Genomic DNA, 11,809 nt, shown 5'->3' with positions numbered 1-11,809 from the left:
TGCCCGAAGGCTTACTCCCCTTAGGGATGATCAGATGGATGAGAAAAATGACGCCCTAGAACAAACACAACATGAAGAAGCGGATAAACCCCTACACTCAAGCTCCACTGGAAAAACAGTGCAGACGGCGAAAGGATCATCATAGCGCGCACGGATAACAGGCACCATTCCAAGACCGCACCCACCAGCACTGTCAAGGAATATAGCCCCCAGTAACGAAAAAACCCCCCTTCTGCAAAATGGAAACGCACCATATGCGCAACACCATAAACAACAAGCATCCAAAGCAACAAAAGCCCCGGAGGGGTGGAAACAAAAAGCTCAATGATTAATCCGCTTATCAAAAGCAACCATATCGGCATTGAAGCGGGACGATAGAGCGACCAAAACCACACAGTTCCTAAAACTAAGCCCGTTTGAAGCTCACCTTGCCCAAGGATACGAAAAGGGGCTGCAAAAACAATGCTCAGCACGACCATAAAAAGGCTCGGAAGCACCGTCTTCCACAATGCCCGTAAAGTCTGCCTCATCGTCCGTTGTGGTAGATTATTCTGCCGGAGAGACGCACGATCATAATGAGTTGACATGCGCTCCCCCTTACTCATGATTAAACTGAGAAAAAGGCCAAATATGCTTCAACCCCTGTGAGAAAGTGCCTTCTTTTTTGTCATCTGGTGCATTTCTCAAAAGAGGCTTTTCTTTCACACGGCCCGCTGCGGGGGGGGATTCAAGTGCTGTGTCATTATCAAAAACGCGCACTAAATCCAGATGAGCGAGATCTGCATCAGGCACAATGACAGGCCGCCGCTCATTCAGATAATGCACACGCCCAACAGCCACCCCTCCTGTGATCCCCGTTTGACCACGCGTTTCGACACGTTCGCCTTCCACAGGGTGCACATCCTGACTGTAATACATCAAGCGCGGATAAAGTGAGTTATCCCCGGCCATAATAGCATCGGCATGAGACGAAACAAGCCGAACAGGAATACGACTTGTCGCATCATTAATGAGCAATACCCGCACGACACGTGCACCCACCTCACTCACGCGCCCAACGATGCCATTCGCATCGACAGCAACACTGCCCATATGCACAGGGTTTTGCTCACCTATATCCAGCAAAACAGCGTGTAGATAAGGGCCGCTTTCGTCACGCACAACCCAACCACTAATATCGGCTAAATTAGGGTCATTCCCCCAATGTAAGATCGACTTAAGACGCGTATTTTCCGCTGCTAAAGAGGTAGAAAGCGCGTACCAATGCTGAAGCTGACGGTTCTCCTTCCGTAAGCGAGCATTTTCCTCCGCAATATTCGTTACCCCCTCCAGCACGGTCTCCCATTGGATGACCTTACGCTGTGGATAGGTCAATACGCTGTAAAGCGGTGCCATCTCTCCTGCAACAGCCAAACGTACAGCTTGCACTTTATGCGGCCATACCTGCCCAACAAAGACAAGTGCAATAGCCACAAAGATGAGGACTGGTAGCACCAACCCTTCAACAATCTGCCGTGCATGAATCGATAACATCGCCCCTTCAGCTCCGGAATGGGATTAGTACATGCTACTCAGCACACTCCGAAGCTGACGCATTTCTTCCAAAGCACGCCCTGTCCCTAAAGCAACACAAGACAGCGCATTTTCAGCCAAAATCACAGGCAGGCCCGTTGCCTCGCGCAGCACATCATCAAGCCGGTGTAACAACGCCCCCCCGCCTGACAGAACGATCCCTTTTTCCACAATATCAGCAGCCAGCTCTGGTGGAGTATTTTCCAACACGATAGCTACAGCCTCGACAATCTGACTCACAGGCTCTTCTAACGCTTCAGCAATTTGAGCCTGACTGACCGTTATTTCACGAGGAACACCATTGAGCAGGTCGCGCCCTTTCAATGACTGCAAGGGCCCCGGGCCACCATCAGGTGGCAATGATGCTGCGCCAAGCTCCATCTTAATGCGCTCAGCAGAGCTCTCACCAATCATCAAATTATAATTGCGGCGAATATAGGCCGTAATAGCCTCATCCATCTGATCCCCACCGATACGGGCTGAACGGGCATACACAATCCCCCCCAGCGAGACGACAGCGACTTCCGTCGTACCACCACCAATATCGACAATCATGCTGCCTGAAGCTTCAGTGACCGCTAGACCAGCACCAATCGCAGCAGCCATTGGCTCTTCGATCAGATAAACCTTACGCGCACCAGCACTTTCAGCACTTTCCTGAATAGCCCGACGCTCCACCGCCGTTGAGCCAGACGGAACGCAAATGACGATCTGCGGGCTAAAACACATGCTGCGATTATGTACCTTACGGATGAAATGTTTGATCATTTCTTCCGCACTCTCAAAATCCGCAATCACCCCATCACGCAATGGACGAATCGCCGTGATATTACCTGGCGTCCTCCCAACCATGAGCTTTGCTTCATTACCAACCGCCAGAACCTGCCGGCGACCACGCACCTCCGTAACAGCCACAACGGAAGGCTCACTTAACACAACACCACGCCCCTTGACGTAAACGAGGGTATTGGCTGTGCCAAGGTCGATCGCCATGTCGGCAGACATGAGACCCAGCAGACGAGAGAACATCCAAAACTCCTGGCAAGGATCGCCTCACAAAACTGTGAGGATAAAAACAGAAAACGCTGAATACTTCCATGTACTCGGCGGCAATTTAGAGGCAGGAGCCCCTTTTCAGCAAGGCTATCTTCACAATGAAAAGCAATTATTACAAAGAAAATAGGATGAAGCCCTCAAAAGAGAGTTTTTCATCCCATTCGCCATAAAAAGTTTTACAGGAATAATCTTTATATCATCCTAAAACCGATTAAGAGCAGCAACAAGCCCAGCACCCATCGCTGCAAGCCTTCATGACACCGCCCAGCGCATGTCGTGCCTAACAAGATCCCCGGAATCGACCCACTTAAAAGCCACGCAACCACGTAAAAATCCGTTGATCCTTGCAGCCAATGCCCTCCTCCGGCCACCAGCGCAAGCGGAACCGCATGAGCAATATCAACAGCAACGAGCGTTCTCATCGGTGTTTTCGGATACAGCATCACAAGAGCGGCCATTCCAATCGCCCCAGCCCCAACTGAAGACAGAGCCACCATACCACCAAGAATTAATCCCAGTAGCACCGTTAAGCCCCGTACCCGTGCCTCACCAAAAACAGCTCTCTTAGACACCCATGCCTGCAAGTAAGGGCGAAACAAAATAGCTGGAGCGGTAATCAACAAACTCACCCCAAGCACGACATGAATGAGATGAGCCGTTGAGGCCGAGGCTCCCATATGATGCAGAAAAATAAGGCAGATGAGCGCACCAGGCATACTCCCTGCCATCAACCAACCAACAATCCGCCAATCAACCGTGCCAAAATGTCGGTTGAGCGTCGTCCCTACCAGCTTCGTCACAGCCGCATAAATAAGGTCTGTCCCGACAGCTGTCTGCGGCTTAACACCGCAGAGCAAAATTAGCAGGGGCGTCATGAGTGAGCCACCACCAACACCGGTCATGCCAACTAGAAAACCAACCAGCAATCCTGAGAGTGTATAAACCCACCCATGTACCATCGGTAACTCTCCCTCGCCTCTACACCCTACATCTCGTTATAGAGGCGCCGTTTTAGAGGCTTAAACAGTCAACTCTTCTGGAGCGCGGCGCTCCCGCTTGACCAACAGCTTATTGAGCGCATGGATATAAGCCCGCGCGGCAGACACAACCGTATCGGCATCGCTCCCTTGCCCATCAACAAGACGCCCGGCCTCTTGCAGACGCACCGTTGTGCGTGCTTGCGCATCTGTTCCTTCCGTCACATTCCCAACAGAGAACAATGCAAGCGTTGCTTCATGCGGGAAGGCTTCCCCAATCGCACGGAAGGCAGCATCAACCGGGCCATTACCTTCTGCTTCAACCTGACGAAGCTCTCCATCAACCGTCATTTCCAAGCTGACATGCGCGGCATGGCGCGTACCGCCTTGCAGCGTTAAGGACTTCAACTCAACACGGTCATGGTCGCGGCCTTCTTCATCCACCAAAGCCCGCACATCATCATCAAACACGACCTTTTTCTGATCCGCCAGCTCTTTGAAACGCTTAAAGGCAGCAGCGAATGTCGCGTCATCAATCTCTTCATACCCCAGAGCGCGCAATTTATCGCGGAAAGCCGCACGGCCTGAATGTTTTCCCAGCACCAAGGACGTGCTGTTCCAGCCCACGCTTTCAGGCGTCATAATTTCATAGGTACCCGCATGTTTCAGCACACCATCCTGATGGATGCCGCTTTCATGGGCAAAGGCATTCCGCCCCACAATCGCTTTGTTGGGCTGAACATCGAAGCCTGTCGTTGCAGCCAGCAAGCGCGATACACTCAACAAGCGCGGCGTTTCAATCTGCGTATTCAAACCATACCGATCATGACGTGTCCGTAACGCCATAACGATTTCTTCCAGCGCGGCATTACCGGCACGCTCACCAATCCCATTGATGGTGCATTCAATCTGCCGAGCCCCACCTTCCAAAGAAGCCAACGTATTTCCTACCGCTAAACCCAAGTCATTATGGTTATGCGTAGAAAAGATAACGCGATCAGCTCCTGGAACACGCTCACGCAGCATCGTAAAGATAGCTTGCATCTCATCAGGCGTCGCAAAGCCAACCGTATCGGGAATATTAATCGTTGTGGCTCCGTGACGAATAGCGGTCTCCACACAACGACACAGGAAGTCTGGCTCTGTGCGTGATCCATCTTCAGCAGACCATTCCACATCATCAGTATATTGACGAGACTGCTTATTCCCTTCTGCGATCAACTCCAGCACACGTTCTGGCGCCATACGCAGTTTATACTTCATATGCAGAGGTGATGTAGAAATGAAGTTATGGATTCGTCCACGTTTTGCTTTTTTCAGCGCCTCACCAGCGGCCTCAATGTCACGCTTGCCACCACTGCGAGCCAACGCACAAATAACCGAGCCATCCACATTTTCAGCGATTTGCCGCACACTTTCAAAGTCGCCCTCGGATGCAACGGGGAAGCCGGCTTCAATAACATCAACACCCAATGCCGCCAGCGCATGCGCCATACGCAGCTTCTCGCCCAAATTCATCGAGAAACCGGGAGATTGCTCACCATCACGCAATGTCGTGTCAAAAATAATAACACGATCATCAGATACAGAACCAAAAGAAGGATGCTGAAAGGACATCGCTTGCCTCACCTAAATTTATCATTAAAAGCGCAGTTTTTATTGGCTTCCCCTGAACGCAGCAGACCATCCCGTCCGCATCATAGAGCGTTCAGGGGCTGATAAGTCGTAGGGTGAGGCATGCATTCAATGTCATATCACGATGGACGGTATATGGAATTTTCACTCAACGCAAGACGATCGTTGTTTATTTTTTCAAAGCATTACAAAAGACGTGATGCATCAAGCTGGGTATACCCCGCCCCATTCATAAAATAGCGGTCAATGGCCTGTTTCATCGCTTGAGCCACCTGCTGGCGATGGCGCACCATCCGCAACGCTTGCTCATCTAAATGGTTAGACATAAAGCCCATTTCCACTAATACAGAAGGAATATCAGCCGATTTTAACACCACAAAATGAGCATGTCTGACAGGATGACGTAAAAGCCGCACATGGTTCTGAAAAGAGCCAATCACACTCGCTGCCATATGGGCCGAACCACGCCGTGTTTCCTCACTCACCAAACTACCCAAAATCTGCTCCACATCAGGGGATACCCCTTGGAGAGAGCTACCGGCATAACGATCCGCGCTATTCTCGGTTGCCGCTAAAAGCGCCGTCTGATGGTCTGACGCTTTATGCGACAAGGTATAGACACTCGCCCCCCGCACGTTCGCTTGATGCAGCGCATCCGCATGAATCGACATAAAAAGCTGTGCTTTATGTCGATGAGCACGCTCAACCCGTCCTTCTAGAGGGATAAAACGGTCATCCTCACGGCTTAACACCACCTGATACTGCCCCGAGCGCATCAGAAGGCGACGCAGCTCCTGCGCAACAGCAACGGACACATGCTTCTCATAGGTGCCAGAAACCCCGATCGCGCCCGGGTCTTTCCCACCATGGCCGGGGTCGAGCATAATCACAGGGCGTTTCCGAGCATGCCGTAAAATGGCTGGGGTGTGTGGTCGCACATGCAAAGGCGCCCGTGCCTCACCTCCAGAAGGGAGCCATAGCCCACCAGCTGCCAGGCCAATCATGCCACGTCGCGTTAAAAGCATGACCTCCCTCCTTTGCTTATTCTCTACGTTCTGACTGTGCCATTATGGCAAACGCATCTGCTCAATTTGCTCGTAAATAGCCTTGAAAGACACTCTCTTTTAGCACAGAAAATACTTCAATTATCCCTAAACTTGCCATAGCACCATATTTGCGCCATCTTAACGCACAAGACTATAGCGAGAGTGGTTCGATCCTTCATAGAGGCCCCGGTGGGATAATCCGATGAGGCTGTTAGGCTCCCATCTCGCGTAGATTCTGTCGTGATGTGCCTGTTATCGTTTGGTGTAAGAAAAGCTGTTTTGTAGCTGACACACCCTGATAGAGGCACTCCGGCTGTGTAAAAGAAGCCTCCATGACATTTTAATGTCGTGAAGGCTGACCATATATTTTTCCGGTATGTCGAGGCTACTGCCGGACCGTTTCACTCAGGGGCGTCATGCAACATAGTGCGTCAATAACAAGCTGCTATTTTATAGGGCCTTCTTGCGCGACCTGCACCGTGATGACCTCTGCCCGCTATGACAATCCGCGTATTCGCCAGATGAGCCTACCTGCTGAATACGCCACGGAGTCCAGTCTTTCATGACAAAACAGATGCTCATTGACGCTACACACGCCGAAGAAACGCGTGTTGTAGTTATGAACAACAAGCATATTGACGATTATGACGTTGAAACGTCAGCCCGCCGTCAACTCAAAGGCAATATTTACCTCGCTAAGGTGATCCGCGTTGAACCAAGTCTTCAAGCGGCCTTTGTTGATTATGGCGGCAACCGGCACGGCTTCCTCGCTTTTAGTGAGATCCACCCTGATTATTTCCAAATCCCTGTAGCAGACCGCGAGAAATTGCTGGAACTACAGGAAGAAGAATACGCTGCCGAACAGCGTGGCCAAAGCCAAGATGAGCTCGACTCCACCCAAGAAGACGAGCAAACCGATGGTAGCGATGATGATGACCATCATCCAGAAATTGTCAGTGGTGAGCACGACACCGGCGAAGAGCAAACAGCAAGCCGGCGCACAGCGCGTTTTCTGCGTAATTACCGCATTCAAGAAGTGATCCGCCGCCGTCAGATCATTCTGGTGCAAGTGGTTAAAGAAGAGCGCGGCAATAAAGGGGCTGCTCTTACGACATACGTATCGCTGGCTGGCCGTTATGGGGTGCTGATGCCAAACGCCCTGCGCGGTGGTGGGGTCTCCCGTAAAATTACGTCGGATACCGATCGTAAACGCCTGCGTGAAATCGTCTCTCACCTCAATCTCCCACGCTCTATGGCGATGATTATCCGCACAGCGGGTGCAGGCCGTCCTGAAGCGGAAATTACACGTGATTGCGACTATTTGCTGCAATTATGGGACGATATCCGCCAGCACGCACTCACCTCTGTCGCGCCTGCTCTTGTCTATGAGGAAGCAAGCCTCATTAAGCGGGCCATTCGCGACCTGTTCACTCGTGATATTGAGAGTGTTTATGTGGATGGGGAAGCGGCATGGAAGAATGCGCGTGAATTCACGCGCCTGCTTATGCCCAACAATGCAAACCGCATTCGCCTTTGGCAAAATCGTGGGCAAAGCCTCTTCTCTCATTATCACGTTGAGAGCCATCTTGATGCGATGTTCTCCCCGACGGTTCGCCTCGAATCAGGGGGGTATTTGGTCATCAACCAAACCGAAGCCCTCGTTGCTATTGACGTAAACTCCGGGAAATCGACCTCTCAGCGTAATGTTGAAGACACGGCTCTGCGTACCAACATGGAAGCAGCAGAAGAAGTGGCGCGTCAGCTCCGCCTGCGTGACCTTGCCGGCCTGATCGTGATCGACTTCATCGATATGGAAAGCCGTCGTCATAACAACCAGGTTGAAAAGCGCCTGAAAGACTCTCTCCGTCTTGACCGTGCACGGATCCAGATCGGTCGTATTTCCCATTTCGGCCTACTGGAAATGTCACGCCAACGCTTGCGTCCTTCCCTTGCTGAAAGCATGCTCTCTCCTTGCCCGCATTGCCAAGGAACGGGCACCGTTCGTGGCGTAGAAAGCACCGCGCTGCATGTCTTGCGCAGTATTGAGGAGGAAGCGTGTCGCCAGCGCGCTGCCGAGCTCGCCGTTCATGTGTCGCCTAATATCGTGCTGTACATGCTCAACAGCAAACGTGTTTCTCTTGCTGAGCTAGAAAAACGCCATAACATCAAAGTGACATTTGAAGCAGATGACAGCTTTGTTGGGGCTGATAACCGTATTGATCGCGTACGTCCTCGTCAGGTGACCCGTGACCTTCCAGCACCTGCACCCGCACCTCAGAATGCTGATCATGTCCGCACCATTGAAATTGTGGAAGGAGAAGCACCCGAGTCCTCAACAACGACGATCGCCGCTGCTCCTCAGCATGCTGAAGAAAACGATAATAATCCGCGCCGTCGTCGTACACGCCGCCGCCGTCGCTCCAACACGCCGCAGGACGTACAGGCTGAGACACTCAACCCAGAAAATCACCAAGCCGTAGAAACAACCTCTTCTACTGAGCCAACCGGTGAGCCTAAGCGCGATGAAGGGGAACTCATGCCCGGTCGTCGTCGCACGCGTGTGCGCCGTGTGGCTTCCTCCAAAAAAGAAACCGATGCTGCGCCATCAGACAAAACGGCTGAACGCAAAACACGCCGCAAGCCTGAGCTTCGCAAGCCCAAAGCTTATCAGGGACCTACACCGGCTGATCCATTCCAAGGGTTCGATATCTTTGATGCGATTGAGCAGACCGAAGCGGCTCGTGCTGTAGAAGCAGCAGCTGACCCTTCCGTTGCTGAGGAAGCACCTCAGGCAAAAGAAGAGCCCACACGTCGTACACGCCACAAACGCTCCACACGCAATAAAAAGACGGACGTTAGTGATGTAGAAACGACAGTGCCGACTGAAACGGATAAGGGGACTCAGCAAGCAGAAGAGAGCCCCGCACCTACGCAGGAAGAGACACCGGCACCTAAGACACCCCGCCGTCGTCGTCGCACTCGCAAGACAGAAGAGACGGCGCCAGCTGTAGAGCCTGTTGCGCAAACTGAGGAGCCGTCCCCTGCTCCTACAGAGGAAGAACCTGCGAAGGAAGCTGCTAAGCCTGTGCGCAAACGCCGCACAACACGGCGCAAAAAAACAGAGGCTGAGACTGCTCCTCAGGAAGAGGTAGCCGCTCCACAACCTATCAATGTGGATGAAGCCAAGCCAGCTAAGCGGCGTGTTGGATGGTGGAAGCGTTAAAACGCTCCTCCCTTTCTAGCAAAGAAAAAGGCGGCCCGGTATTCCGGCCGCCTTTTTTGTATCATTCACAACGCGCCATCATGGCGCATATAACGACACTTCCCAGCTCATTGCAGGAGAGATTACCTAACGCCAGTACAGGGGGAATACGGATCACTGAGTCCACCCTTCCATAGCTCAACTATTATACTGAAAAATGCACTAAGCCCTGTCGGGGTTCAGAGAAGGCTGGAGACGTATTTCCGGCCCAACGAAAGAGAAAGGACTGCCTACTCTTCTGAAGTCGCCGTATGTGCGGAGCATTCGCCGCTAGTCATCATGCTTACGCAAGACAGTCAGCCTCCGCTATACCTCACCGGCAAACGCTATTCGTGCCATTTTGAGAAATGAACGTGCCTGTCAGCGGCTGGAAGCACGCATTTTGTGCGCAGCTATTACCGCTGGTCATGCCCTGCGTATAGAGCCCTGCCCCTGTCTGCGCTTGCTCTCTCAAGGCGGCACCACAAAGCGGAGTATTCAGCGGAGCGGAAGGAAGGTTCGTTTTTTGCATTTCTGAAGCACTCGTCTGCGCAACCGGCTGTGTTTGCGTTTCAGCAGCAAAACCCTGTGCCGTATGCTCAACATGGGACGTTGGAGCCGGCGGCGTTGAGGCGCAGCCTGACATCTCTATGGCCATGATCGCGACACTCCAAAAACCCGTCTTTTTTACCCACATACTGCCTCCACCATCATACCCTTTGGGCCTATTATCTCTCATAGCCCAAGTTCACCTTGTGAGGGAGAGGGTCTTTTTTTCGTTACCACGCGACGTTTTTTCCCAGATGAAGGAGCTGTGCTCTCGCCGGCTGCGGGGTCTAGCTGCGCCTGACGCTGACCATCTGCAAAACGGAGGGAGACAATCGCCTGATCCGCTGCTTGTTTGGATCGCGTAATGGGTTGCCCGTCACCATCCTGCACCATCGCATAGCCCCGCTCCAAAATGGCCTGTGGAGAAACCGCTTCTAAGTGCCCAGCCACGCCATCCAGCCGTGTCTTTTGCAAGGTTATTTGCGCACGGATAGTCTCAAGCCTTAACGGATAGCGGAGCAAGGCCATACGCCGTTGTTGCAGAAGGGTCTGCCAACTTCCTTCCAGCACAGAAGACACCCTCTCAAGCGCAACACTCCGGCGCGTGAGCAATGTTTCCGGCGTCGGAAGATGGTGCGCAGCCCCGCCAAGTCGGGCACGAGCACGCATGACAAAAGCCGGAAGCGCAAGTTCAAGCCTCTGCCCACGGTCATCTAAACGCATACGCGCGGTATCGAGCATACTCGGCAAATCTGGCATCCGGCTCGTCACATGTTGCAGCTGCATTTTATAGTGCTGCAATAAGGAGGACAGCCCTCCCGTGAGCCGCGCTGTGCGATGAGTAAGATCGGCCATTAATTCCGACCGTAACGGCACCGCCAATTCCGCCGCGGCCGTTGGTGTTGGCGCCCTACGATCAGACGCATAGTCGATCAAGGTTGTGTCTGTTTCATGTCCAACAGCAGAAATCACCGGCAATGGGCACGCCGCAACAGCACGAACAACGGCTTCATCATTAAACGCCATCAAATCTTCGAGTGACCCACCACCACGCGCAACGATCAAGACATCAGGAGGGGATGGGAGCTGTGCGATCCCCTTAACCGCCTGCACAATCTGTTTCACAGCTCCCTCGCCTTGCACCGCCACGGGCCAAAGTGTCACAGGCCGAGGGAACCGCCGTGAAATCGTCGTGCAGATATCATGCAAAACGGCACCAGAACGTGACGTCACAACACCAACCGTGCGCGGCAAGAAAGGAAGCGGCTTTTTCCGCTCGCTCGCAAACAGCCCCTCGTCACGAAGCTGAACACGAAGCCGTTCTATCCGAGCAAGCAGAGCCCCTTCCCCAGCAAACTCCATGCGGTCGATCAAAAACTGATAGTTCGAGCGCTCTCCATAAGAAGAAACCCGCCCTGTCGCGATCACTTCCGTGCCATTTTCGGGTGTGAGGCCAAGATGAGCGACTTTACCACGCCAGATGACACCTGAGATCTTACCGCCCTCATCTTTGAGCGATAAATACATATGCCCCGAGGCGTAGCGCTTTAATTCTGTAATTTCACCGCGAATACGCACGCGGCCAAAGGCGTTTTCAAGCGTACGTTTAATCGCACCCGAAATATCCGATACAGAATATTCAGGAATATTCGACGCTTTCGCGCCTGACTGACCAAAGGGGAACACGCTCTCACTTTCCATCATGGGGGCAGTTTATGCTAAGCTTAGGTACA

The 11,809-nt window shown here is 52.5% G+C and carries 9 protein-coding genes; 1 reads left to right on the top strand and 8 read right to left on the bottom strand.

Annotated features, from left to right (window positions below; genetic code table 11):
• Positions 1-20: 20 nt before the first annotated feature.
• The 6 genes from F457_RS11720 to F457_RS11715 form a co-directional block, all read right to left on the bottom strand.
• Positions 21-587, bottom strand: a complete 567-nt coding sequence (locus F457_RS11720; protein WP_018979099.1) for a hypothetical protein — start codon at positions 585-587, stop codon at positions 21-23.
• A 10-nt stretch (positions 588-597) separates the two neighbouring features.
• Positions 598-1,533, bottom strand: coding sequence for a rod shape-determining protein MreC (gene mreC, locus F457_RS0100165; protein ID WP_018979098.1), 936 nt, complete (start codon positions 1,531-1,533; stop codon positions 598-600).
• A 24-nt stretch (positions 1,534-1,557) separates the two neighbouring features.
• On the bottom strand, positions 1,558-2,601 hold the full coding sequence (locus F457_RS0100160; RefSeq protein WP_018979097.1) for a rod shape-determining protein: 1,044 nt from the start codon (positions 2,599-2,601) through the stop codon (positions 1,558-1,560).
• 218 nt (positions 2,602-2,819) lie between these two features.
• Entirely contained in the window at positions 2,820-3,587 is a 768-nt protein-coding gene (locus tag F457_RS0100155) for a sulfite exporter TauE/SafE family protein (RefSeq protein WP_018979096.1), read from the bottom strand.
• Between the two features lie 60 nt (positions 3,588-3,647).
• On the bottom strand, positions 3,648-5,222 hold the full coding sequence (locus F457_RS0100150) for a 2-isopropylmalate synthase (RefSeq protein WP_018979095.1): 1,575 nt from the start codon (positions 5,220-5,222) through the stop codon (positions 3,648-3,650).
• 203 nt (positions 5,223-5,425) lie between these two features.
• Positions 5,426-6,265 (bottom strand): N-acetylmuramoyl-L-alanine amidase family protein, encoded by an 840-nt coding sequence (locus F457_RS11715; protein ID WP_018979094.1) that lies wholly within the window; start codon positions 6,263-6,265, stop codon positions 5,426-5,428.
• A 583-nt stretch (positions 6,266-6,848) separates the two neighbouring features.
• On the opposite strand from F457_RS11715, the gene F457_RS0100140 reads away from it, so the two are divergent.
• Positions 6,849-9,509 carry an Rne/Rng family ribonuclease gene (locus tag F457_RS0100140; protein WP_026294034.1) on the top strand — a complete coding sequence of 887 codons (2,661 nt, stop codon included), beginning with the start codon at positions 6,849-6,851 and terminating at the stop codon, positions 9,507-9,509.
• Positions 9,510-9,861: 352 nt separating this feature from the next.
• Here F457_RS0100140 and F457_RS0100135 read toward each other — a convergent pair whose 3' ends face one another.
• Together F457_RS0100135 and xseA are read right to left on the bottom strand one after the other, a co-directional pair.
• Positions 9,862-10,266 carry a hypothetical protein gene (locus tag F457_RS0100135; RefSeq protein WP_156809294.1) on the bottom strand — a complete coding sequence of 135 codons (405 nt, stop codon included), beginning with the start codon at positions 10,264-10,266 and terminating at the stop codon, positions 9,862-9,864.
• The gene (gene xseA / locus F457_RS0100130; protein ID WP_018979091.1) at positions 10,263-11,780 is read right to left on the bottom strand and encodes an exodeoxyribonuclease VII large subunit; all 1,518 of its coding nucleotides are present in this window, start codon (positions 11,778-11,780) and stop codon (positions 10,263-10,265) included. Before xseA ends, F457_RS0100135 begins: the two co-directional genes overlap by 4 nt.
• Positions 11,781-11,809: the final 29 nt, after the last annotated feature.

The sequence above is a fragment of the Saccharibacter floricola DSM 15669 genome, assembly GCF_000378165.1.
GTDB lineage: Bacteria > Pseudomonadota > Alphaproteobacteria > Acetobacterales > Acetobacteraceae > Saccharibacter > Saccharibacter floricola.
Note: the sequence above shows the minus strand (reverse complement) of the source record. Positions and strands in the feature narration are given on the sequence as shown.

What these genes read in the sequence shown, in the direction of transcription:
- F457_RS0100150 (WP_018979095.1), bottom strand. Translation starts at nt 5,222, where the DNA reads ATGTCCTTTCAGCATCCTTCTTTTGGTTCTGTATCTGATGATCGTGTT.
- F457_RS0100140 (WP_026294034.1), top strand. Translation starts at nt 6,849, where the DNA reads ATGACAAAACAGATGCTCATTGACGCTACACACGCCGAAGAAACGCGT.
- F457_RS0100135 (WP_156809294.1), bottom strand. Translation starts at nt 10,266, where the DNA reads ATGAGAGATAATAGGCCCAAAGGGTATGATGGTGGAGGCAGTATGTGG.
- F457_RS11715 (WP_018979094.1), bottom strand. Translation starts at nt 6,265, where the DNA reads ATGCTTTTAACGCGACGTGGCATGATTGGCCTGGCAGCTGGTGGGCTA.
- F457_RS11720 (WP_018979099.1), bottom strand. Translation starts at nt 587, where the DNA reads ATGTCAACTCATTATGATCGTGCGTCTCTCCGGCAGAATAATCTACCA.
- F457_RS0100160 (WP_018979097.1), bottom strand. Translation starts at nt 2,601, where the DNA reads ATGTTCTCTCGTCTGCTGGGTCTCATGTCTGCCGACATGGCGATCGAC.
- mreC (WP_018979098.1), bottom strand. Translation starts at nt 1,533, where the DNA reads ATGTTATCGATTCATGCACGGCAGATTGTTGAAGGGTTGGTGCTACCA.
- xseA (WP_018979091.1), bottom strand. Translation starts at nt 11,780, where the DNA reads ATGATGGAAAGTGAGAGCGTGTTCCCCTTTGGTCAGTCAGGCGCGAAA.
- F457_RS0100155 (WP_018979096.1), bottom strand. Translation starts at nt 3,587, where the DNA reads ATGGTACATGGGTGGGTTTATACACTCTCAGGATTGCTGGTTGGTTTT.